This window comes from Streptomyces sp. NPDC091682 (assembly GCF_044756625.1).
Lineage (GTDB): Bacteria > Actinomycetota > Actinomycetes > Streptomycetales > Streptomycetaceae > Streptomyces.
The window spans coordinates 276,460-299,633 of the sequence record NZ_JBIVTH010000001.1; the positions used below are offsets into that span (position 1 = coordinate 276,460).

General features: G+C 72.5%; 19 protein-coding genes. 10 read left to right on the forward strand and 9 right to left on the reverse strand.

Translation table 11 applies throughout. From position 1 onward, the window contains the following. Nucleotides 1-85 precede the first annotated feature (85 nt). Entirely contained in the window at nt 86-424 is a 339-nt protein-coding gene (locus ACIQK6_RS01345; protein ID WP_189746563.1) for a PadR family transcriptional regulator, read from the forward strand. Next, a complete protein-coding gene (locus ACIQK6_RS01350) occupies nt 421-1,314 on the forward strand; it encodes a hypothetical protein (RefSeq protein WP_329106155.1) in 894 nt (297 codons plus the stop codon). Before ACIQK6_RS01345 ends, ACIQK6_RS01350 begins: the two co-directional genes overlap by 4 nt. A gap of 10 nt (nt 1,315-1,324) precedes the next feature. Here the strand turns inward: ACIQK6_RS01350 and ACIQK6_RS01355 are convergent, their stop codons facing one another. Further along, nucleotides 1,325-2,125: a class I SAM-dependent methyltransferase gene (locus ACIQK6_RS01355; RefSeq protein ID WP_329106152.1), complete on the reverse strand. Its 801-nt coding sequence runs from the start codon at nt 2,123-2,125 to the stop codon at nt 1,325-1,327. A gap of 554 nt (nt 2,126-2,679) precedes the next feature. Continuing rightward, nucleotides 2,680-3,414: a dienelactone hydrolase family protein gene (locus tag ACIQK6_RS01360; RefSeq protein ID WP_329106150.1), complete on the reverse strand. Its 735-nt coding sequence runs from the start codon at nt 3,412-3,414 to the stop codon at nt 2,680-2,682. Between the two features lie 257 nt (nt 3,415-3,671). On the opposite strand from ACIQK6_RS01360, the gene ACIQK6_RS01365 reads away from it, so the two are divergent. Beyond that, nucleotides 3,672-4,913 (forward strand): erythromycin esterase family protein, encoded by a 1,242-nt coding sequence (locus tag ACIQK6_RS01365; protein WP_402694076.1) that lies wholly within the window; start codon nt 3,672-3,674, stop codon nt 4,911-4,913. A gap of 126 nt (nt 4,914-5,039) precedes the next feature. Here ACIQK6_RS01365 and ACIQK6_RS01370 read toward each other — a convergent pair whose 3' ends face one another. Further along, nucleotides 5,040-5,879, reverse strand: a complete 840-nt coding sequence (locus ACIQK6_RS01370; protein WP_329106146.1) for a dienelactone hydrolase family protein — start codon at nt 5,877-5,879, stop codon at nt 5,040-5,042. A gap of 289 nt (nt 5,880-6,168) precedes the next feature. Here ACIQK6_RS01370 and ACIQK6_RS01375 point away from each other — a divergent pair, with 289 nt between their 5' ends. Both ACIQK6_RS01375 and ACIQK6_RS01380 read left to right on the forward strand, forming a co-directional pair. After that, entirely contained in the window at nt 6,169-8,070 is a 1,902-nt protein-coding gene (locus ACIQK6_RS01375; RefSeq protein ID WP_402694077.1) for an alkyl/aryl-sulfatase, read from the forward strand. 63 nt (nt 8,071-8,133) lie between these two features. After that, a complete protein-coding gene (locus ACIQK6_RS01380) occupies nt 8,134-8,784 on the forward strand; it encodes an HAD family hydrolase (protein WP_329106142.1) in 651 nt (216 codons plus the stop codon). Between the two features lie 18 nt (nt 8,785-8,802). Here ACIQK6_RS01380 and ACIQK6_RS01385 read toward each other — a convergent pair whose 3' ends face one another. The 3 genes from ACIQK6_RS01385 to ACIQK6_RS01395 form a co-directional block, all read right to left on the reverse strand. Continuing rightward, entirely contained in the window at nt 8,803-9,537 is a 735-nt protein-coding gene (locus ACIQK6_RS01385) for a hypothetical protein (RefSeq protein WP_329106139.1), read from the reverse strand. Nucleotides 9,538-9,655: 118 nt separating this feature from the next. Then, nucleotides 9,656-10,435 (reverse strand): IclR family transcriptional regulator C-terminal domain-containing protein, encoded by a 780-nt coding sequence (locus tag ACIQK6_RS01390; RefSeq protein ID WP_329108230.1) that lies wholly within the window; start codon nt 10,433-10,435, stop codon nt 9,656-9,658. Between the two features lie 959 nt (nt 10,436-11,394). Next, nucleotides 11,395-11,970 carry a sigma-70 family RNA polymerase sigma factor gene (locus tag ACIQK6_RS01395; RefSeq protein ID WP_329106137.1) on the reverse strand — a complete coding sequence of 192 codons (576 nt, stop codon included), beginning with the start codon at nt 11,968-11,970 and terminating at the stop codon, nt 11,395-11,397. Nucleotides 11,971-12,601: 631 nt separating this feature from the next. Between ACIQK6_RS01395 and ACIQK6_RS01400 the strand changes: the two genes are divergently transcribed. Then, nucleotides 12,602-14,506, forward strand: a complete 1,905-nt coding sequence (locus ACIQK6_RS01400; RefSeq protein WP_329106135.1) for a hypothetical protein — start codon at nt 12,602-12,604, stop codon at nt 14,504-14,506. A 43-nt stretch (nt 14,507-14,549) separates the two neighbouring features. Beyond that, nucleotides 14,550-15,770 (forward strand): FAD-dependent monooxygenase, encoded by a 1,221-nt coding sequence (locus tag ACIQK6_RS01405; protein WP_329106133.1) that lies wholly within the window; start codon nt 14,550-14,552, stop codon nt 15,768-15,770. Between the two features lie 23 nt (nt 15,771-15,793). Here ACIQK6_RS01405 and ACIQK6_RS01410 read toward each other — a convergent pair whose 3' ends face one another. After that, nucleotides 15,794-16,444, reverse strand: coding sequence for a hypothetical protein (locus ACIQK6_RS01410; RefSeq protein ID WP_329106132.1), 651 nt, complete (start codon nt 16,442-16,444; stop codon nt 15,794-15,796). A gap of 135 nt (nt 16,445-16,579) precedes the next feature. On the opposite strand from ACIQK6_RS01410, the gene ACIQK6_RS01415 reads away from it, so the two are divergent. Next, on the forward strand, nt 16,580-17,257 hold the full coding sequence (locus ACIQK6_RS01415; RefSeq protein ID WP_266600929.1) for a response regulator transcription factor: 678 nt from the start codon (nt 16,580-16,582) through the stop codon (nt 17,255-17,257). 106 nt (nt 17,258-17,363) lie between these two features. Beyond that, nucleotides 17,364-18,740 (forward strand): sensor histidine kinase, encoded by a 1,377-nt coding sequence (locus ACIQK6_RS01420; protein WP_402694274.1) that lies wholly within the window; start codon nt 17,364-17,366, stop codon nt 18,738-18,740. A 39-nt stretch (nt 18,741-18,779) separates the two neighbouring features. On the opposite strand, the gene ACIQK6_RS01425 is transcribed toward ACIQK6_RS01420, so the two are convergent. Next, the gene (locus ACIQK6_RS01425) at nt 18,780-19,664 is read right to left on the reverse strand and encodes a nuclease (RefSeq protein ID WP_329106128.1); all 885 of its coding nucleotides are present in this window, start codon (nt 19,662-19,664) and stop codon (nt 18,780-18,782) included. A 517-nt stretch (nt 19,665-20,181) separates the two neighbouring features. On the opposite strand from ACIQK6_RS01425, the gene fusA reads away from it, so the two are divergent. After that, a complete protein-coding gene (gene fusA, locus ACIQK6_RS01430; RefSeq protein ID WP_402694078.1) occupies nt 20,182-22,257 on the forward strand; it encodes an elongation factor G in 2,076 nt (691 codons plus the stop codon). 164 nt (nt 22,258-22,421) lie between these two features. Here fusA and ACIQK6_RS01435 read toward each other — a convergent pair whose 3' ends face one another. Continuing rightward, entirely contained in the window at nt 22,422-23,159 is a 738-nt protein-coding gene (locus tag ACIQK6_RS01435) for an SAM-dependent methyltransferase (protein WP_402694275.1), read from the reverse strand. Between the last annotated feature and the right edge of the window lie 15 nt (nt 23,160-23,174).

The window sequence follows — 23,174 nt, forward strand, 5'->3', positions numbered from 1 at the left end:
CCGCCCTGCGGGCGCTCTCCGCCGAGCCACGGCGGGGCGCGCCCCATCAGGCGTCATATGCCGGTGGATGACCTACCATGCGGACATGAGTGATCGTGCGATGCAGGAACCGACCCTCCTCCTCCTGACCGCGCTGGCGGACGAGCCCCGCCACGGGTACGCGATCGCGCGCGAGGTGGAGCTGATTTCGGGCGGCCGCGTCAAGATGCGGACCGGCACCCTGTACGGGGCCCTGGAGCGGCTGCTGGGTCAGGGGCTGATCGAGGTCCACGAGGAGCAGATCGTCGACAGCCGGCTGCGCCGCACCTACACCCTCACCGCAGAGGGCCGGCAGAGCCTGGCCGCCGAGGCGCAGCGGATCGCCGCCACCGCGCGCGAGGCGGCGCGCCGCCTGGGCGTCTCCGGCGAGACGGCCACGGCGTGAACCTCCGTCTGCTGCGCCTGTATCCCGCGGGTTTCCGCCGCGCCTTCGGTGACGAGATAGCCGAGGCCTACCGGCAGGCGACCGAGGACGCGGGGCCGCTCACCCGGCTGCGGGAAGCCGGGGACATCGTGGCGCACGCGCTGCGGCTCCGCCTGGGGGTGGGTTCGGCGCAGCGCGGCGGGCGCCTGTTCGCGGCGGCGGCGCCCTTCGCGCTGGCCGCGACGGGCGCGCACGCCGCGTTCCTGCTCGCCTCGACGCTCAACCTCGCGTACGTCACCGGTCTCCCGGACTTCGAGGCCCCGCTCGGATACGTGATGAGCGGCTTCTCCGTACTGACCCTCATCGGCGCCGTGCTGGCGTTGGGCGGGCGCTTCGCCTCCGGCGCGCGGACCGTGTTCGCCGGAGTCGCGGGAAGCACGGTGTGCTTCGCCATCGCCGTCCTGCCGGGCGTTCTGGACACGCCGTTGGCGCATCTGGCCTTCCTGGCCCCGCCCCTGGTGATCGCCGCGCTCCCGCTGCTCTGCCCGCCGGACCTGCACCCGCCCCGCCGGATCAGGACCACGACGGGGCTGGTGGCGCTGCTGCTCTGGGCCCCGCTGTGCGTGGTGCTGCTCGCCCTGCTGGACGCGGGCGGGATCGGCATGATGCCGATGTGGCGCTTCGCCGTGACCGTGACCGCCGCCCTCGCCCTGGCGGGTCGCCCCGCCCTGTCGGGGATCCGTACGGCCGGTCAGTTCGCCCTGGCCGCCGCCCCGTTCCCCGTCCTCGGCTACTTCGCGGGCGTGGTGGGCGAGGACACCGCGGTGCCGTGCCTGGTCCTGCTCGCGGCCACGGGCCTGGCCGTGCGCCTGTGGCGCCGTAGGCGCCCGGACAGGGCCGGCCGGGCCTGAGCCGACGGGGTCAGACTTCGGCGTCGACGCCCGATCCGGCGACGCTGACGCGGATCTTGGACTGGCCGTGGCCGAGTTCTTCCCAGTCCTCCATGAAGCGCGCGGACAGCCCGTGCCCGGCGGCGAGGTCGATGAGGGTCTCGGTGCGGTAGTAGAAGTCCTCGCGCAGCACCTGGTGTTCGGTGCCGGTCGTGCGGTCGAAGGTGAAGTCGAAGTGCCCCCCGGGTGCCAGGACCCGGCCCACGTGGGCGAAGCACTCGTCGATGACGTCGAGCGGTGAGTGCGAGAAGACGCTGTGGGCGTGGACGACGTCGAAGTAGCCGTCGGGCAGGAAGTCCAGCGTCAGGTTCTTGGTGAGGGTCAGGTGCGGGACCTTGGCCTGGAGCCCCCGCTCGGTCAGGGTCCGCTTCGCGGCGATGAGGATGTCGGGCGAGATGTCGATGCCGTAGTAGTGGCCGGCGTCGAGGTAGTCGATGAACCGCCAGCCGGCGCGGAGGTTGCCGCAGCCGATGTCCAGCATGCGCGCTCCGGGCTTCAAGCCGTGCCCGAGGAGGTAGTCGAACTGCATCTGCCCGAGCGCGAGCCAGCGTTCGTGGGTCTGACTGCCGACCGCGGCCTCGGGGTTGCGCCGGGTGTCCGAGGCCATCACGGCCCGGTAGTAGCTGACGTGGTCGGGGTGCTTGAAGGCCAGCCACCGGTCACGGGCGGCCCGCTTCAAGTACGGGGCGATGCGGTGTGGACGGCTCGCGGCGTAGCGGACCTTGTGGACGAGGGATTCCCGGTTCGCGGCGAGGTTCTTCCTGGTGGCCATGAGCACTCCGTCTCCATCGCAACGTGAATCCCCGACGGTGGGCAGGAGCGGCTGCCGCCGGGGAGGATCATCAGAACCCACCATACGTCGGTGACCGGCATATACAAATCACTTGACTATCCAGAGAAGCGGAAGGCGCGACAGGGCGCACGCCTGAACGGTTAACTAAACTGGACATTTACCTTTATATCGACCAGGTTGCCATTCGATGCCCCACCGGTCCACGCAACGCGCCCGGGGGTCTGACGCCTCGCCAGTCATGCTTCTGGCAGCACGAAGAGATGGCAGACGTGCATCGGAAGGTCGGCTCGGGATCGCCGCTGGTGTCCTGTCGCACTGCTGCTGCCGCACGATCGGCCGCTGACAGGCGGGGATGCCGGGTCGTTTGCGACCGCGGAGACTCGGGGTTCTCGAGCGACCCGGCTCTTAAGGAAGTCTCGTTCGCGACAGAGGCGGGCCGCGCCGATGTCTCCACGGCCGTGGAGACACCGTTGCGGGGCGCCAAGCCGTCTGCCGGTCGCGGCCGTTTCAGGCCTGGTTTCCGGGCTGGAGCCTCAGCTGTTGGCCAAGGTGCGGCCCAGGAGGGGGAGCAGACGCTCCCAGTGACGCTTCAGCCCGGAGGCGCTGAAAGCGTCGGTGTCGGACATGGTGAAGCCGTGGACGGTCCCGGGGTAGATCTCGGAGGTGTAGCTGACACCTGCCGCATCCAGGGCCTGGTTGAGCTCGCCGAGGGCCTCGGGGGTCACGTCGCCTTCGGCGTGGCCGAGGTGGACCTGGGCGGTGAGCTTGGAAATGAGGTTGGCCCCGTCGACGCCCACGGGGCCGTGGAACGCGGCGACGGCCGCCACGTGATCGGGGTGGGCCGCGGCGGTGCGCATCGCGTAGAGGCCGCCTATGCAATAGCCGGTCACCGCGACCGGTCCGACGCCGACCTCGGGCTGGGTGGTGAGGAACCTGAGGTAGGCGTCGGCGTCGCTCAGGACGCGTTCGGCGGTGTGCGCTTCGATCAGGGGCATCAGCTGGGCGAGGACCGTGGGCCGGACCTCTTCTCCGATGTGCTCGGGAAGCTCGACCAGCGGTGCCGGGCCGTGCCGGTAGAAGAGGTTGGGGACCAGCACGTAGTAGCCGTGCCCGGCCAGTTCGCGGGCCATCTCCCGCAGCACGGGCCGGATGCCGAAGCCGTCCGTGTACATCAGCAGCCCTGGGTGGCGCTCACCGTCGTCGGGGAAGGCGGCAAAGGCGTCGGCCTGCCCGTCCGTGGTGGGAATCCGCAGCTTCTTGATGGGCATGAATCTCCTGTCGTGGTTGATGTGCAGAACCTGTGATCAACCACGACGGAGGCGGAGCCCGCGCGGCAGCGCAAGAGCCTCGATGGAACAGCGGGCCCGAACCGGCCCGTACGGCGCTCAGAAGAGCCCCGGGTCACCAATCCGTGTGTGGCGCAAGGCCGTCCCGGTATTCATAGCCGCACAGTGTAGCCGAGCTTCCTGAGCGGACGTCGACGTGGTTGGCTTCAGCGAACGTGAGGGCAACAGAGGGGAAAGCCGTGTGCGACGAGGTGACATGCTGGTTAGCCCGGACCGCTCTGCCGTTGAACTTCCTCACTGCAGGCGTGTCAACTGCTGATCTCCAACCGCTGAAGGGCGCCCTCGACGGCGTGCGGATCGTGGGCCTGGGGGAGGCCACCCACGGGACGCGCGAGTTCTTCCAGCTCAAACATCGCCTGCTGGAGTTTCTGGTCACAGAGCTGGGATTTTCAGCCCTGGCCATGGAGGCCAGTTCGTCGGCCGGCCCGGCTGTCGACGCCTACGTCCGCCACGGCATCGGTGATGCCGAGCAGGTGCTTGACGGACTTGGGTTCTGGACATGGCGGACTCACGAGGTGCTCGCCGTGATCGAGTGGATGCGTGAATACAACCGAGGGCGACGAGAGGACCAGAAGGTTCGTTTCATCGGCATCGATCCACAGCAGTGCCGCGGCTCTCTGGCGGTGATCGACTCCTTCCTCCGCAGGACGGCGCCGGACCGCGCAACCGAACTTCTCTCGCCGCTCCGCGTGCTTGCCACGGCCCCTCCAGGGTCACGACCCGATCCTCAGCGGCGCCTGGTGCTCGATGCCGAGGAGGTTCTGGCGTACCTCCGCGGACACGGCCCGGAGGCAGCCGACGCGCTTCGACACGTCCAGGTCCTGGTGCGGGCCGCCGACCTGGTGACGCGCGCCAGGCAACACACGGATCCGGAGCAGACCGTCTTTGCCGCGCGCGACCGCTACATGGCGGACGCCGTGGGGACGATCCTCGAAGATCCCTCTGCCAAGGTCGCCCTCTGGGCACACAACGGGCACATCACCAAGAGCCGTCACGGCGGCGCGGTGCCGACGCTAGGCCAACACCTTCGCTCACGGTACGGCGACGCCTACTACGCACTCGGCCTGTTGTTCGGCAGGGGCACTTTTCGCGCCCGGCGGATGTGGCCCGGTCCGTGGTCGCGTCCCCGAGCCAGCGCTGTCGTCACCAACCGGATCGGCCCTGCCCGCCCCGGCACCATTGAGGCCCGGCTGGCTGCTGCCAACCCCGGCAACCACCTCGTGGACCTGCGGAGCGCAGTCGACGCACCGAGGGCCGTACAGACGTGGCTCAGAGGCCAACACGGCATGCGAAGCTTCGGCGCCATGGTGCCGCGCGGGACCTACCGCTTCAATCTGAGCCCTTCCTCCTTGGCGGAGGAGTACGACGGACTGGCATACGTCGCGATCTCGTCCGCCTCCCGGCCTCTCCCCCTCTCATGAACGGTCCTTTGCGCGAGCGAGAGCAATCACCGATCCGCCGAACCCCCGCCGCACCCGGATTCGTTCTCGGAACCCGTACGGAAGAGGTGTGAAGGGCCGGGTCCCCGTCGTACGAATACGAAGCGGTCACGCGGCGGGAGCGGGCCGTTCCCCGAGCAGTCGGGTGCGGAACAGGTCGAGGACGGTGTCGAGCGCCTGCCGGGTGGGTTGTCCCGGTTCGTCGATGAGGTGTTCGGTCAGGACGGAGTGGGGTGCGAGGGCGCTCTGCGGGTTCGCCGCGCTCGCGTCCAGTTCGACGGCGACGAAGGCGTCGCCGAGTTCCCGCCTGAGGTGGGCGAACCGGTCGCCGGGGACGAGCCGGTCGCCCCGGAAGCGCAGCCCGAGCACCTGGAGCCCCTCGCGCTCGCAGCGTCCGCGGACGACCGCGAGGTCCTCGGGGCTGATGTCGATGGCGCCCGCGCGGCTCGCGGTGCAGGCCAGCGGGAGCGACGGTTGGGAGAGCACCGGGGCGACGAGGCGCTCGTCCGTGGCCATCGCCAGGGCGAATCCGCCGGTCAGGCACATCCCGACGGCGCCGACCCCGGGACCGCCGCAGCGCTCGTGTTCGGCGGCCGCCAGGGCGCGCAGCCACCCTACGACGCGTGAACTGCGTCCCGTGGCCAGCAGCGTGAACTCCCGGCTCACGCACACCCGCCACAGCGAGGAGGCCATGTAGCGGCCGGCACTCGACCGGCCGACCGCACCGGGATCCGCGTCACGGCCGGGTTCCCCGAAGAGCACCGGGAGTACGGCCGTGCAGCCGGACGCCGCGACGTGCTCGGCGAACTCGATGACCTTGGGGGTGATGCCCGGGATCTCCGCCATGACGATCACTGCGGGGCCCGTGCCCCGGCGCAGGATCCGGCGGGTGGCGCCGTCATGGGTGAACGTGCTCTTCTCGAACCCGCTCAGGTCGTGGTCTGCCACGCGCCCCGCTCCTTTTGACGACCCGCTCCTGGACGACATCAAGTTACCGAGAAGTAGAGCCCTGTGGTCAAGCGATCGGGACACGTTTCGGTACGCCCGTCCAGGGCGGGGGGCGAACGCCATGGTGGCCCGGACCCGCCCGGCCCCTCCCCCACCACCCGGACGGCGGAACGCGCCGGGCGTGCGGGGTGCGGCGGGGCGAGGCTGGGGTGGAGCGGCGGCGCCCGCCGTGGGCCCCTCGCCCGGTCCGGTCGGGGCCGGCCAGGAACCGCCCGAGGAGGCTCACCCGATGGAGAACGGCCCCGGACACGGCGCTTGCGAATCGATCGGCGCCGCTCACCGCGCACCGCGCGGCAACGCCGCCTTCGCCGACCGCGCCGACTTCGACGACGCCACCCGCGGCTTCGTCGCCGCCCTGGAGCCCTGCGTGATCAGGGCCGAGGACGGGAGCGTCGTCTGGGACGGTGACGCCTACGCCTTCCTCAACGGGGACTGTCCGGACACCGTTCATCCCAGCCTGTGGCGCCAGAGCCGCCTCGTCGCCCTCCAGGGCCTCTTCCAGGTAGTGGAGGGCGTGTACCAGGTGCGCGGCCTGGACCTGTCGAACATGACCCTCATCGAGGGCGAACGCGGCGTCGTCGTGATCGACCCGCTGATCTGCGAGGAGACGGCGGCCGCGGCCCTCGCCCTGTACCGGGCCCATCGCGGCGACCGTCCGGTCACGGGCGTCCTCTACACCCACAGCCACGCCGACCACTTCGGCGGCGTCAAGGGCGTCACCACCCAGGCCGAGGTCGACGCGGGCCGGGTCCCGGTCCTGGCACCCGAGGGCTGCATCGAACACGCGGCCAGCGAGAACGTCTACGCCGGCACCGCAATGGCCCGCCGCGCGGGATACATGTACGGGGCCGGTCTACCCAAGGGCCCGCGCGGCCAGGTCGGTGCGGGCCTCGGCCAGACCACCTCCACCGGCCGGGTGACGCTGATCCCGCCGACCGTCGACATCACCCGTACCGGTCAGGAGGAGACCGTCGACGGCGTGCGCATGGTCTTCCAGCTGACCCCGGGCACCGAGGCCCCGGCCGAGTTCAACCTGCTGCTGCCCGACCACGGGGCGCTGTGCATGGCCGAGAACGCCACCCACACCCTCCACAACCTGCTGACCCTGCGCGGCGCCCTCGTGCGCGACCCGCACGCCTGGGCCGCCTACCTCACCGAGTCCATCGCGCTGTTCGGCGACCGGTGCGACGTCGTCTTCGCTTCCCATCACTGGCCCACGTGGGGCCGCGAACGGGCCATGTCGTACCTGGCGCAACAGCGGGACCTGTACGCGTACCTCCACGACCAGACGGTCCGCCTGCTCAACCAGGGGTACACGGGCACCGAGATCGCCGAAACGCTGCGCATGCCGCCGGCGCTGGAGGCCGCCTGGCACACCCACGGCTACTACGGGTCGGTCAGCCACAACGTCAAGGCCGTCTACCAGCGGTACATGGGCTGGTTCGAAGGGAACCCGGCGCTCCTGTGGCAGCACCCGCCCGAGGAATCCGCCCGCCGCTACGTCGAGTTCATGGGCGGCGCGGCGGAGGTCCTGCGCCGCGCCCGGGCCTCCTTCGAGGAGGGCGACTTCCGCTGGGTGGCCCAGGTCGTCGACCACGTCGTCTTCGCCGATCCGTCGAACGCAGCGGCCAGGGAGCTCCAGGCCGATGCCCTGGAGCAGCTCGGCTACGGCGCCGAGAACGGCACTTGGCGCAACTTCTACCTCACCGGCGCCCAGGAACTGCGCGGCGAACCGATCGGGACACCGGCCACCGCCGCGTCCCCGGACGTGCTCGCCGCCCTGAGCCTGGACCAACTGGTGGATTCCCTCGCCGTACGGGTCGACGGACCCCGGGCCTGGCACGCGGACGTCGCCGTACGGTTCGTCCTGCCCGGCTCTGAGCCGCTGACGCTGCGCCTGGGCAACGGCGTACTGACCGGTGTCCGCGGGGACAACCCCGCGGCCGGCCGCCCGCACGCCGTCCTCGTCCTCGGCGAACCGCTCCTGCGCGGGCTCCTGCTCGGCGCCGTGCCGCCGGACGACCTCCTGGGGCGCGAGGGGGTGGCCCTCGACGGTGACCCCTCGGTCGTCGCCGAACTCTTCTCCTACCTCGACTCCCCCGACCCGGACTTCGCCATCGTCACCCCCTGACGGCACGCGCCGGGGCCGGGGCCGACCTGCGTCGCGCCCCGGGTCGGCCCCTATGCTGCGGGAATGATCAAGCCGATTGAACTCGTGATATTCGACTGCGACGGGGTGCTCGTCGACACCGAACGCATCGCGCTGCCCCTCCAGGTCTCGTTGGGAGCGGAGCTGGGCTGGCCGCTGACCGAGGAGGAGGTCATGGACCGCTTCATGGGGCGCTCCAACGCCTCCATCTACGAGGACATCGCCGGCCGGCTCGGCGACGAGACGGCCGGCCTTTGGCGGGAGCTGTTCGAACAGCGCCACCGCGAGGCGGTGGACGCCGGGTTGTCCGCCGTCGAGGGACTGCCGCAGGCACTCGGTACGATCACCCTGCCGACCTGCGTCGCCTCCAGCGGCTCGCACGAGAAGATGCGCCACACCCTCGGTCGCACCGGCCTCTACGAGCACTTCGAGGGCCGCATCTACAGCGCCACCGAGGTCCGCCGCGGCAAGCCCGCCCCCGACCTGTTCCTGTACGCGGCAGGGCGGATGGGCGTCGACCCGGCGGCGTGCGCGGTGGTCGAGGACAGCCGCCCCGGTGTCGAGGCGGCCCGCGCCGCCGGCATGCGGGCCTTCGGCTACGCAGGGGGGCTGACCCCGGCCGAACGGCTCGAGGGCGCCGGCACCGTCGTCTTCCACGACATGCGGGAACTGCCCGGCCTCATCGCCTCGGGGTGACCCGCGGCGGCCCGGTGATCAGAGGTGCGCGTCGCGGGCGAGGGCGGTCATGACGGCCTCGGTCTTGCGCTCGCCGAACGGCGGCGGGGTGATGTCTCGGTCCCGCAGGGCCCGTTCGAGCTGCGCCTGGACCTCGATGGCATCGGCGATGTCCGACCGCACCGATACTTCCAGGAAGCGCAGGCCGTTGTCGGTGCGCCATTCCTCGATCGCCACCTTGCCGGGCAGCTCGTCCCAGTCGTCCTTCCACTTCACGGCGCGTACGGGTCCCAACGCCGTCAGGTCGGCGAGATCGGCCCCGGCCAGCCCAGCCGCGCCCAGGAGTTCCCGCTGTTGTTCGATGAGCAGCAGCTCGGGCGGGCCGCCCTCGGCCTCCAGTGAAGCCGACACCGTCGGCGTGAACTCCGGGCCCGTCCGGTCGTCCTCGATCTTGAACTTCCAGCCCTCGTCCTCCCGGTCCTCCCGCCAGCGCTCCGGCAGCGGGGGGCAGGGACGCAGTTTGACGGTCAGGTCGGTTTCGCGCTCGGACTCGGGCCCTTCGTCGTCCCGGCGCCGACGCAGGATGATGCCCCGAACCAGCAGGGGCAAGGTCACCGTGCCGTCCGCCGCCCACTGCGGGCTGTCCCAGAAATGGATCAGGCGGCGGCTCCCCTCGTCCCGGTCGAGCTCCAGGGCGTCGAAGGCCGCCTTCGCCTCGGCCCCGGCGAAGCTGATCTTGATTTCCGCGGCCGTGGCCGTCGGGAGCTCGTTCATGGTGCCGTTATCCCACGCCGGGTGCGGGCCCGCATCTCACACGGCGGCGCGCCCGAGGACGGCGGACGGGCCCGCCGCACCCGGGGTGCGTCGGGCCCGTCCGCCGCTGTGACCGGCCTCAGGCGGTCGGCGACAGGATGGTGCCCTCCGGCCGGCGTGCCGTGGGCGGGGTGCTGCCGGCGACGATCAGGGCGAGTAAGACCGCGGCCGCCTCGCTCTGCAGGAGCCGGGCGGCCTGCTTCAACCGGCCGGGGTCGGGGACCGGGATGGACAGGGCCACGCATTCCGCCTTCGGGCCCGCGGTGATCGGCACCGCCGCGCACACCGTGCCGATCGCGTACTCCTGTAGGTCGAGGAGGGGTGTGTTCGGTGGGCGGTCGTCGAGCTGGTGGAAGAGGTCCCGTTGGCTGGTGAGGGTGTGGGGCGTGAACCGGGTGAGCCGGTGGCGGGCCAAGTGGTCCTGCCGGTCGCCGTGGTCGAGTTGGGTCAGCAGCGCCTTGCCCACGGCTGAGGCGTGGGCGGCGACGCGGAAGTCGACCCACTCCTCGACCACGGGTGCGGCCGGTCCGTCGGCGTACTGGGTGATGGAGACCTCTCCGTCGGTGTAGCGGGCGACGTAGACGGCGGCGCCGACGGCGTCCCGCACCCAGGCGAGGGTCTCGTGCAGGTGCCCGCGTCCGTCTCCGTTCGCCGATTCGGCCAGGAGGAGGGCGCTGCCGGCGACGTACGCGTCCGGTCCGGTCGGGGTGATGAGGTTCGCGCGGATCAACTGCTCCGTGGCCCGGGCGAGGACCAGTTGCGGCAGTGCCGTTTCACGGGCGATCTGGGTCAGGTTCACGCCGCCCGAGTAGCGGTTGATGACTTCCAGGACGCGCAGTGCCCGGTGGGCGGATTCCAGTGCGGCGGGGGCGGGGTTCCCTTCGGGGGGCTGCCGGGGGGCGTGGCTCGGCTGGGGTCGTTTCAGTGCTTGGAGGGCCCAGGAGTTCGCCTGGTCCGTCAGGTGCAGGGGGCTGAGCCGGGCGTTGTGCGCAACGGCGACCGCCACCTGCGGGCCGGGGGTGACGACCTCCCCCAGATCGGGGTGCTCCTTGCGGGGGCGGGCGGTGACCGCATGGCGCAGTCGTGCGGGGAGCCTGCACGGGGACCGGCCGGCCCGTCCGGGTCCGGTGGTGAGGGCGGTGAGGTCCTGGGTGGTGATGGGCGGGGTGGTCCAGATGACCGAGGCCCCGAGGGCCCCTTCGAGGCGTTCCGGGAGCGGTGGCAGGGGCGGCAGGTGCTCTTCCGGGGGCAGGATCTGGGCCTGGCCCTTCCAGTGGCGGGCGGTCGCGACCTCGGCCCGGGCGAGGTGCAGGAGGTAGAGGCAGTGGGCGGCGGTCTGCGAGCCCGCCCCGGCCGCGTACTGGAACCAGAACTGCGCGTCCTCCGTCCGGTCGGCCAGGTGGAGCAGGCAGCCGAACAACAGGGCCGAGTCCACGCCGTGCGGCCAGGAATCGGCGTCGAGGGCGAGTTCGGCGAAGGGCCGGCTCTCCACGAGGCACCAGGTGAGGTCGTCCAGACCCCGGGCGGCGCGCACGTGACAGGCGGCGTCCAGGATGAGGTCATCGGCTGCTGTGGCGAACGCGGAGGCGCATGCGGGTGCGGATGCGGCCGGTCCCCGTGGCGGCGGGGTCGCGGTGGCGGGGGGGCCGGTGGTGCCGATCGCCGAGCGGGCGCGGTCGGCGACGATCCGGCGGGCGATCCGACGGCGGGCGGCGCCCTCGTCGTATCCGGCGTACTCCTCCGCGAGTACCGTCGCGTCCGCTAGGGCCGCGTCCAGTTCGCACAGCGGCATGTCGCGGTGGCGGGGCATGTCGCTCACTAGTCCTTCTCCTCTCCGGGGATCCATTCCACCCCGAGCTTGCGGGACAGGGTTCGGCGTGCGCCGCGGATGTGCGACCGGACCGTCGCGGGGGTGATCCCCATCATCCGGGCGACCGTTTCGGAGTCGTTGCCCATCAGGAAGGCCAGCAGCACCACGTCGTACTGCCGCTCGGACAGGCCCGCGATCGCCGCGTACAGCCCGAGTTTCGACTCCAGCAGTTCCAGCCGTTCTCTGGAGGAGCGGCGCAGCGCTGCGAACCACGCCGTCTCCACCATCGCGACCTGTCGGCCCAGGGCCGCCAGCCGCCGTTCGACGTGCTCGCGCAGCACCGCCCACGCGAAGCCGTGGAGGCTCGCCTCCTTCAGGGCCTGCCGCCACACCTTCAGCAGGAAGGTGAACACGTCGTCGACGACTTCCTCGGCGTCCTTGGGGTTTCCCAACTGCAGGTGGGCATAGCGCAGATAGGCACGGTGCTGTTGGGAGTGGAACGCGGTGAAGTCCACCGGCAGCACGCCGGCCAGTTCGCTGGAGACCGCCTGGTCCCCCGATGGATCGAAATCGCCTTCGCTCATACGCTCCCCCACAGCAGCTGTTCGTCGCCGCACGCCGGGACGGCGGGGACCTCATGGTGGCGGGTGCGGGGGGCGGCACGGCGGTGGCCGGCGGATGGTCCGCCGGTTCCCGTCCGTACCCCCGCGCCCGGCAGGCGCATGGGCGCCCTGAACACATCGATGGCGCGATAACGGTCACTGGTGGCTAACAGAGCGAGGGCGGTCGTCTCGGCAACATTCACGTCGGCGCGGAACCTTTCAAGTGGATCACGAGCAACCGGCATGCCTGCCCCCCGACCGGCAGCCGTGGAGCACCATGCGCTCCCATTCACCACCCCATCGGAAAGCGAGCCCGATCGTGCAAGCCGGGCCCTGGAAATCTTCTGAAACGAGCGCATCCGCTCCTTCGCGCGCCCCGGTCCGCTCACGCGCGCCCCGGCGTGCCTGCCGAGCGCCTCCGTCACCGAAGCGCGCCCGACCGGGGTCCCTTCCGCTGTTCCTGTCACACGATCGGATGTCGCTGCGGCCCCATCCGGTGGGACACGTCCCGACTCCCTCCTCCCCGGTGGCCCGTACCTGCATGGTGGGTCCAGCCTTCGGTGCCCCGGCCCCTGCGGCCCGCGCGCCCGTCGAGTAGGAAGGGGCTGTACAGATGGCGTTCGCGAGGACCTTGCTGCCCGCCGTGCTCTGCCTGGCACTCACCGGGGTGCCCGCCGCGCTCCCGCACGCCGCGGCCGCCGCGCCCTACGACGGCCAGGTCGGCCACGAGAGCGCGCTGTTCAGCGTGAAGGCCACGAACAACGCTGCGGCCCAGGAGTTCACGGTGGACGGCACCCGGCTCTCCCGGGTGAGCGTCTGGCTGGGCAGCGGGGCGGCGACGGGCACCGTGACCGCGCAGGTCCGCCGGGTCCGCGAGGACGCGGGGTCGGTGATCGCCTCGTCGACCCTGGACCTCGCGGCGCTCGGTGGCGCCGGCGCCGGTTGGGTCGAGTTCCCGCTGAGCGCCGCCGTCACCGCGGGCACCACCTACCACCTGTTCCTCCAGGCGAGCACCGCGGAGAGCGGGCCGATCGCCTGGTACGGCACCACGCGGTCGGTGCCCGGCTCGCTGACCAGCTGGAACTACGACAGGGCGTACTGGGGCGGCTGGCACGCCTACGGTTCCCGGCTCGCCTTCCACGTCAATCCCACCGGCAGCGAGCGCTGCGGGGAGAGCGAGCCCTGCTACGTCCCCGCCTCGGCGCTCGCCGCCCGCACGTCGGGCCTGCTGACCAACCGGGTCGCCACCGAGGCCGTCCTGCCCGCCTTCGCCGTGGGTGCCTCCTACGTCGACGGGAGCAACGTGCTGCGCCTGCCCTCGGGCCGGTGGCGGTACCTCCCCGACGGGGCCCCGGCGTCGACGGTGGTCGAGGCGGACGACCCGGGCGCCCTGGCCCAGGTCGAGGAGAGCCGCGCGTGGCTGGCGGCGGGCGAGGTGCCGGGGACCACCGACGCGCAGCGGGCCGCGTCGCAGCGCGCCCTGTTGTCGATGCGGGCGCTGCTGAGGCCGGGCGGCGCGTTCGCGGCGGCGTGGGCGCCGCCCTGGGAGTACTCCTGGCCGCGCGACGGGGCGTTCGCGGCGGTGGCCTTCGCCGCCACCGGGCACGACGAGGAGGCCTACCGGATCCTGGGCTACGACGCGCTCACCCAGCGGGCCGACGGGACCTGGGAGGCCCGTACCGTACTGGACGGCAGCGGTCCGCCGGATGCGCGGAAGTGGCAGTTGGATGCCAATGGCTGGGTGCCCTGGGCCACGTGGCAGTGGTACCGGGCGGCGCCGCCCGCCGGGCGGGAGGAACGGCTGCGCGCGCTCTACCCGATGGTGCGCAAGGCGGCCGACTACGCCGCCCGTTGCCTCGGGCCGGACGGGCTGCCTCCGGCCTCTCCGGACTACTGGGAGCTGGACACGACGACGGCCAACATCGGTACCGCCGCTCCCCTGCTGGCCGGGCTCAACTCCGCGGCCGACCTGGCCGCGCAGCTGGACATGGGCGCGGACGCGGAGCGCTGGGCGGAGGCGGCCCGGCGGCTGTCGACCGCGATCGCCACCTCCTTCGCCCCGCTGGGGTACCAGCGGACGGTCGACGGCGAGCACGGCCGGGACAGCGCGGTGGCGTTCATGGCACCCCCGTTCAACGCCGCCCCGGCCGGTCTCGGCGAGGCGCTGGACTCCACCTACCGGGCGCTGCTGCTGCCGAACGGCGGGGTCTCGCCCGGCAACGACCCCTCCTTCAGCTGGGGTTCGTACGCGTGGACGGCCAGCACCTCCTTCTTCGCCCTCGCCTGGGCCGGTACCGGTGAGCCGGCGAAGGCGGGAGCGGTGCTCGACTGGGTGCTGTCGAAGCGCAACGGGCTGGGCGAGCTGCCCGAAACGGTGAACGGGGCCGGGCTGCCGTCCGCCGTGGCGCCCTTGGGCTGGACGGACTCGCTGGTCGTGCTCACCGCACTGGCCCTCCAGGGTGCGGTGCGGCCCGCTCCCCCGGCGACGCGGTCTTCCGTGCGACGACCGGCCCTGTGAGGGTCACTCGAGTGCTGTCCATCGACAGGAGGAGGAAGCGGCTATGCGCGGTGGAACGATCGCGGTGGTCGGCGGGAGCATCGCGGGGTGCGCCGTCGCGACGGCGGCGGCGCGGGCGGGCGCCGATGAGGTGGTGGTGCTGGAGCGCACGAGCGGGCGGCTGCAGGACCGGGGCGTCGGCCTGTGCATCCACGACGAGCGGGCCGCCGAGCTCGGCGCGAGCGGCGCGCTGCCCGGGGGGATCGCCGCGCACCCTCTGGAGCGGCGCCGCTGGGTGGTCCGGGACGACGCCCACGGGCCGGGCGGGCGGGTGATCTGGGAGCAGCCGTTCCCGTTCCACTCCTATCACTGGGGCCTGCTCTGGCACGGACTTCGGGAGTCCGTGCCGAAGTCGGTGGTCTACCGGCAGGGGGAGGCGGTGACGGGGGTCGAGGAGACCGGGGACGCGGGCGCCCGGGTGCGGCTCGCGGGCGGGTCCGTCGAGCGGTACGACCTGGTGGTCGGTGCCGACGGGTACCGGTCGGTGGTGCGCACGGCGCTCTGCCCGGATGCCCGGCCGCAGTACGCCGGTTACGTGTGCTGGCGCGGAAACTTCGACGCGGCGCTGCTCGCGGGGCTCGGCAGCGTGGCGGAGTCGGTGCCGGAGGCGGGGACCACGGTCTGCTTCCCCGGCGGTTCGTGCGTCATCTATCGGATTCCCGGGCCGGAGGGACCGCGGGTGAACTGGGTGCTGTACGCCTCTCCGCCGCAGGACGGGCAGCTGCGCCAGGGCGATCCGACGAGTTTCCCGCCGGGCGGCCTCACCCCCGAACTGGCGGGACACCTCGCGGCGTTGCTCGCTCGCGAGTTCCCGCCGTACTGGGCGCGGGCGCTGGCGCTGACCGACCCGGCGGACACCTTCGTCCAGCCGATCTACGACATGGAGACCACGCGCACCGCCGCCGGTCGGCTGCTGCTCGCGGGGGACGCGGCGAGCGTCGTGCGCCCGCACAACACGAGCGGCGCCGCCAAGGCGCTCCAGGACGCCACCGCCCTCGCCGACGGCTGGCGCCTCTGCGGGTCCTTCGAGGAGCTGCTGCGCGGATACGAGGAGACCCGCGGCGCGGCCGGACGGGAGCTGGTCGCGCTGGCCCGCCGGCTGGGCCGCGCCCAGGTCGAGCGGACCCCGGCCTGGGCGGGCATGGACGGCGGGGAGATGGCGGCCTGGTGGCGGGGCCAGCTCGGCGGGGCCCCCGGGATCGGGGGCCGGGCCATGACACCGTAGGCCGTGGTGGTCCCCCGCGGTCGTTAGTGGTCCTTGGTGGTGTTGCTGGTGATCGTGCCGTCCGTGCCGGACACGGTGACCGCGTGCCGGACGCCGTCGGAACCGATGACCACGGCCAGCCAGGCGCTGCCGCCGCCCTCCTGGGCGACCGCGCGCAGGCCGGCGACCTTCCCGCCCGGCACGGCCGCGGCGGCCTTCTCGGCCGCCTCGCCGATGGCCAGGGAGGGGATCGGCGCGGGCGCCGGGGCGTTCCTGGTGGAGCCCGCGCGTCCGTCGGCGCCTCCGGGTCGGCCCTGCTCACCGGGTGCTTTGGGGCCCGCGGGGCGGCCGGGCTCGCCCTGCTCCCGCTCGTGCCGCGGTTCTGCGGCGTGCGGGCCGCCCCGGAGGCCGCCCTCGGGTCCCGGTCCGGCCCACGCCGTGTGCGGGCCCCGCTCGACGCGCATGTGGTGGTCGTGGTGCCCGGCCGCGGCCACCACCGCTCCGCCGACGACCACCACCGCGACCGCGCCCGCCGCCACCCAGCGGGCGCGCTTGCCACGGGGGACGACGCGGCCCAGGGCCGCGGACTTGCGGGCCTCCGCCTCGGGAGCGGTCACCGGGGCGGTCGCCGGAGCCTTCACGGCGGCGGTCTCGGCCGGCTCAGCCGGCTCGGACGGCGGGACGGAATCAGACATACAGGCACTCCTCAGGACAACCGGGCGCGGTGCGCGGCTCGTTCCAGAGCATGCTGAGCGGAACCTGAAGCCCCGCTGAAGCCACCTGAAGACCTCTTCAGGTGGCGGCGGGGAGGTACTGAGATCCTGTCTGGCATGCGCGTACTGGTGGTGGAGGACGAACGGCGGCTCGCCGTGGCCCTGCAGCGAGGGCTTCAGTCGGAGGGGTTCTCGGTGGACGTGGCCCACGACGGGACCCAGGGCCTGTGGATGGCCACGGAGCACGACTACGACCTCATCGTGCTGGACATCATGCTGCCCGGGCTGAACGGGTACCGGGTGTGCGCGAGGCTGCGCGCGGCCGGCAACGAGTCGGGGATCTTGATGCTGACGGCGAAGGACGGCGAGTACGACGAGGCGGAAGCGCTCGACACGGGCGCCGACGACTTCTTGTCCAAGCCGTTCTCCTACCTCGTCCTGGTCGCCCGGCTCCGGGCGCTCGGCCGGCGTACGGGTCGTCGGCGGCCCCAGGTGATGCGGTTCGGCGACCTGCTGCTCGACCCCGCCCGGCACTCCTGTTCCCGCGGCGGCACGGAGATACGGCTGACGGCGCGGGAGTTCGCGGTCCTGGAGTACTTGGCCCGGCGCTCGGGCGAGGTGGTGCCCAAGCGGGACATCCTGGAACAGGTGTGGGACAGCGCCTTCGACGGCGATCCCAATGTGGTCGAGGTTCACGTCAGCGCCGTCCGCCGCAAGATCGACGCGCCGTTCGGCCGCGCCGCGGTGGAGACCGTGCGCGGAGCGGGCTACCGTTTGGCGGCCGACGGTGGCTGAGGTCGGGGTCGAGGTCGAACGTCCCGGCCGGCGCGGGCGCGTGCGCGCCGCCCTGTGCACCGCCCTGTGCGCGGTCCCCGGCGCGGTGCTGCGCCGGTGGCCGGTGTTGCGCCGGCTGTGGCCGACCACGGTACGGGCACGGGCCACCGTGGGCGCGAGCGTGGTGGTGGCCGCGGCCCTGGCGCTCGCCTCGTTCGCCCTGCTCGGGCTGCTGGAGGCGAACCTGCTCCGCAACGCGGAGAGCGACGCCCGGCGCCAGGCCGAGACCGTGGCGCAGCTCGCTGCCGCCGGGAAGCTGGGCCGCGTCCGGCCGCCGGCCCGCGGCATCGACTTCGTCCAGGTGGTGGGCGCCGACGGACGCGTCCTGTTCGCCAGCCCGAACCTGGCCGGGGTGCCCGCCTTCCCGCCGCCCGGCCCCGGCGCTCCGGGAACCCGGTTCCACACGTGGCGGGTCCGCCCGCTGGACGGTGAGTACCGGCAGCGGGTCGTCCAGGTCGTCACGGAAACCCCGGACGGCATGGCCACCGTCTACGCCGGCGCCTCCCTGCGGGACGCGGACGCGGCCGACGACACGACCACCGCCGCCCTCGTCATCGGCATGCCCCTGCTGCTGGCCACCGTAGCCCTGGTGACCTGGCGGGTCACCGGCCATGCGCTGCGGCCGGTGGAGGAGATCCGGGCCGAAGTCGCCGAGATCTCCGACCGGGGCCTGCACCGCCGGGTGCCGGTGCCCGCCACCCACGACGAGGTCGCCCGGCTGGCCGAGACCATGAACGCCACCCTGGACCGGCTGGAGGCCTCCGGGATCCGCCAGCGGCAGTTCATCGCCGACGCCTCCCACGAACTGCGCAGCCCCATCACCGTCCTGCGCACCCAGCTGGAAGTGGCGCTGGCCGTCCGGGACCCGGAACTGTGGCCCGAGCTGATCTCCGGGGCCCTGGAGGACATCGAACGGCTCCAGCGCCTCACGGCCGACCTGCTGTTGCTCGCCCGGATCGACGCGGCCCAGCCGGTGGCCGACGCCCCGCTGGACCTGACCGCCCTGGTGCGCGAGGTGGTGGAGGGCCGGCTCGGCGACCGGGTCCCCGTTCGGCTGCGACTGGAACCCGATGTCGAGGTCACCGCCGGCGCGCTATGGCTCGGCCGCATCGTCACCAACCTCGTCGACAACGCGCAGCGCTACGCGGACGTGCGCGTGGACGTCACCCTGCGCACCACGAAGGAGGCGAGTCCGGGCACGGCCGTGCTGGAGGTCGTCGACGACGGCCCCGGTATCCCCGCGGCCGACCGGGAGCGGATCTTCGAGCGTTTCACGCGTCTCGACGACTCGCGCAGCCGCGACCACGGCGGAGCCGGACTGGGGCTCGCCATCGCCCGCGACCTGGGCACCCACCACGGCGGGACGCTCACGGCCGAGGGCGGTGCGGGCGGGGCCGGGGGCGCGCGGCTGGTACTGCGCCTGCCGACGACGCCCCGGACCTGACGGGGCCGGGGCGACGGGGGCGGCCGGGGTGGGCCGCGCTCACCCGTTCACGAAGAGGAGGTCCTCGCTGGGGTGGGTCATCCGCAGGATCTGATCGTCCGTGATCTCGACCAGCTGGTGGAACCCGGTGAGGACCTCGTCGCCGGGCAGGATGCGGAACTTGTCCTCGCCCGCGGCCAGGAAGGCGGGGAAACAGGCCAGCGAGCAGTTCTCGGGGTCGAAGTCGAAGTAGTCCTTCAGCCTGCGGAACAGTTTGGGGAGGATCACCACGCCCGTGTCGTCGTTCGTGATCGATTCGATGCCGTCGATCTCCGCCCCCTCGACGGTCACGTCCTTCGCCCACAGGCCCTTCGGCGGCGTGTGCTCCTTCGCCTCCAGGGCGACGGCCTTGAGGGCGTCCCGCAGGTCCACGGGCAGGCCCTCGTAGAAGGTCGGGTAGACCAGGCCGAGCGAGAGCAGGTGGTGGTTGGCGGTCCGCTCCAGCTTCTTCTTGTCGACGTCGATCCGATAGCCGCTGTACGCGGGCGGGGTGCCGCGGCCGACCAGGGCGACGCAGCGGCCGAACATGTCCGTGCCGCTGGTGAGGATGTAGCCGGGCACTCGGTCGGGGGTGGTGGTGACCGTCCCGTCGTCGTGCCACTGGACGCTGGTGAAGTGGAGCCAGGTCAAAAGGGCATCGGCGGCCGCGCGCGCGAACTTGAGCGGCTGGCGCCGCTCCGGCCCGTAACTGCCGTTGGTGTAGTGGGTCTCCAGCGCGTCGATGCCCTCCAGCCGTACGGAGGCTCGGCCGTCCGCCTTGGGCAGGACCCCGGTGCACCCCGGCACGAGTTTCCAGTCCGCCACGTCGTCCGGGATGAAGGGGATGGTGTCCCCGTCCGGCTTGGCTCCGCCGTTCACCCGGAACGACCCTCTGATCAGCAACATGGACACGACGACTCCCACGGACGCAACCGAACGATCACTTTCAGTAGCAGTACGTCACTCACAGTACATGTCCCGTCCGACATCGCCGCTCGTGTCCCGCGCAAGCGCCGGAAAACCCGGTGCCCCGGCAGGACGCGATCACTAGACTCGCCGTGTGCGCTGCCGACAGGGCACCGCACACCTAATGCCGAGTGAAGAGAAGGGGAGCCGCGCCATGTGCACGTACCGCACCGCCGCCTTCGCTCCCCCGACCCGGTACGACGTGATCCCGGTGTCTCGCAGCGCGCGGTGCCGGCTGCGCGGCCGTCACCGTATGCCCGTAACCCACTTCTAGGGTTCCGCCCCTCCCGCCCTCCGTACGCCCGCCAGCCCGCGAGCCCGTACGTCCTCCTGCCCGGACTCCTTCCGGACGGGACGGCGACGCCGCCGTGCGCTGCGGCTGCCCGGAAGGATCGGGGGGCCGGTTTCCGGGAATCGCGCCGCCCTCTTCCTCCGCACGTACGAAAGGCCTCGGGCCATGCGCGCCAACAGGCAGCCCCGCACCACCTCTTCCCCCACCGCCGTCCGCAACCTGGGCATCCTCGCCCACGTCGACGCCGGCAAGACCACCATCACCGAACGGATCCTCTTCGCGACCGGTGTCATCCACAAGCGGGGCGAGGTCCATCACGGCACCACCGTCACCGACCACGACCCCCAGGAACGCGATCGCGGCATCACCATCTTCGCCGCGGCCGTGAGCTGCGCCTGGGACGGTCACCGCGTCAACCTGATCGACACCCCGGGCCACGTCGACTTCTCCGACGAGGTCGAGCGTTCCCTGCGGGTGCTGGACGGGGCGGTCGCGGTGTTCGACGCGGTCGCCGGCGTCGAACCGCAGAGCGAAACGGTGTGGCGGCAGGCCGACCGGCACGGTGTGCCGCGGATCGCGTTCGTCAACAAGCTGGACCGGGCGGGCGCCGACCTCGACACGGCGGTCGCGTCGATCCGCGAGCGCCTGGGCGTCGTTCCGCTGGTGGTACAGCTGCCCATCGGAGCGGAGGGCTCGTTCTCCGGCGTCGTCGACCTCCTGGCGATGCGCTCGCTGAACTGGCGGACCGGCTCGGACGGCTACCAGGAGGGCCCCGTGCCCGAGCCGCTGCGGGAGGAGGCGGCCCGGCGCCGTCGGCTCCTGGAGGAGACGGTGGCGGAGCTGCACGCCGACGCCCTGGAGGAGTTCTGCTCGGCCTCGGCCCTCACGGAGCGGACCCTGGTGCGCGCCCTGCGGGAGCTGACGCTGCGCGGCGGCGGTGTCGTGGTGCTGTGCGGATCGGCGTACCGCAACCGCGGGGTCGAGCCGCTGCTGGACGCCGTCCTCGCGTACCTGCCGTCGCCCGCCGACATGCCCGCGGTACGGGGGCTGGTGGCGGACGGTGTGGAGCAGGAGCGCGCCCCCGACCCGGCGGAGCCGTTCACGGCCCTCGCCTTCAAGGTGACGGCCACGGCGACCGGGCGGCTCACGTACCTGCGGGTCTACGCGGGCACCCTGCGCAAGGGCGCGACGGTACTGGACGCGGCCACGGGCCGTACGGAGCGGGTCGGCCGGATCCTGCGGGTCCAGGCCGACCGGCACGAGGAACGGGAGGAGGCGGTGGCCGGTGACATCGTCGCGGTGATCGGGCTGAAGGCCGCCCGGGCGGGCACGACCCTGTGCGCGCCGGGCGCCCCGCTGGTCCTCGAACCGCCTTCGGTGGCCGAACCGGTGGTGTCGGTCGCGGTCGAGGCCCGGCGGAGCATCGACACGGGCCGGCTGTCGGCGGCGCTGGCGCGGCTCGCCGAGGAGGACCCGTCGCTGGTGGTGCGGACGGACGCGGAGAGCGGCCAGACCGTGCTGTCGGGCATGGGCGAGCTGCACCTGGAGGTCGCCGTGGAGAAGATCCGCAGCGGTCACGGGGTGGAGGTCGTGGTCGGCCGGCCTCAGGTCTCCTACCGGGAGACCGTCGTGCGCGGGGTCGACGGCCTCGTCCACCGGCACGTCAAACAGGACGGTGGCGCGGGCCAGTTCGCGCACGTCGTCCTCGACGTGGAGCCGTTGGAAGAGCCGTGCTTCGAGTTCCGGTCGACGGTCGTCGGCGGACGCGTACCGCAGGAGTACGCGCGCGCCGTGGAGGCCGGCTGCCGGGACGCGCTCGCCGAGGGCCCGCTCGGCGGGTTCCCGGTGACGGGGCTGCGGGTCACGCTCACCGACGGGGCGACCCACTCCAAGGACTCTTCGGAGATGGCGTTCCGCGCGGCGGGCCGGTTCGGGCTGCGCGAGGCCCTGCGCCTGAGCACGATGGAGCTCCTGGAACCGCTCGTCGAGGTCACGGTGACGGTTCCGGAGGACGGCGTTGGGGGTGTGCTGGGTGATCTCGCGGCCCGCCGCGGCCGGGTCTGCGGTTCCACGGCCGAGGCCGGGACCGCGGTGATCACGGCGGCCGTGCCGCTGGCCGAGCTGTTCGGCTACGCGTCCCGGCTGCGCGGCCGGACGCAGGGCCGGGGCACCTTCACCACCCGGCCGGCCGGTCTCGCTCCGGTACCGGCGTCGGTCGCGGGGACCCTGTCGGTCCGCTGAGACCGCCGGGTGACCGCCCGGATGGCCGCCCCGCCCCACCCCCGTTCATCGGGGGCGGGACGGCCGTCCGGGCGAACCGCATCGAGGGTCCGCCCGACCGGTCACCCGGTCCCGGTCACGCCCGGGCGGACGGGGCCGGCAGCGTGGCGAGGGCAGCGGCTCGATCAAGTCGACGTGCGACGCAGCACCAGGCAGAGGAAGCCGAAGCTGTCCCGGTAGCCGTGCAGCCACTCCGTACGCGCGGCGGTGGCCGTCTCCAACGCCTGTGCGGCGGCCGGATCGTCAGGGTGCTCCAGGGCCCATGCGGCCAGCGAGCCCCAGCAGGCCCATTCGTAGGCGTCCAGCTCGCTGCGCGTGCTGACGTGGCCGTGGACGGGGGTCCATCCGTCGGCGACGACGAGGTCCACCGTGGTCGCCAGATCGGCGAGGTCACCGAACATCTCGACGGCCTCCGCTGAAGGGGTGCGGTCCCAGAACGACTCGCCGATCAGAACGCGGCCGCCGGGAGCCAGGTGCTTGCGGGCCGCCGCGAGGGTGGGGAGGAGACCACCGAATGCGTGCGCGGCGCCGACGCTGATCACCAGGTCGAACGGCTGGGGAGAGACGAAGCCCGCGGCCTCCTGCTGGTGCAGGACCAGGCGTTCGTCGACTCCTCGTTCGCTCGCTGACCGGCGGGCTTGCGCGAGGGCGACTTCGGAGACGTCGACTCCCTCGGCGTGCAGCTGCGGGCGCGTCTCCAGGGCGCGCAGGAGCCACTCCGCCGTGCCGCATCCGAGGTCGAGCACGCGCTCGTCGCCCCGCGGCAGGCCGCGTTCGAGCAGCCGGGCGACCGAGTCGTCGGCGAGCGGAGACTTGATCGGGTGGTCGGCATGGGCGATCGCGGAGATCCGTTCGCGGCTCATCGGCGCGGCGTGGCC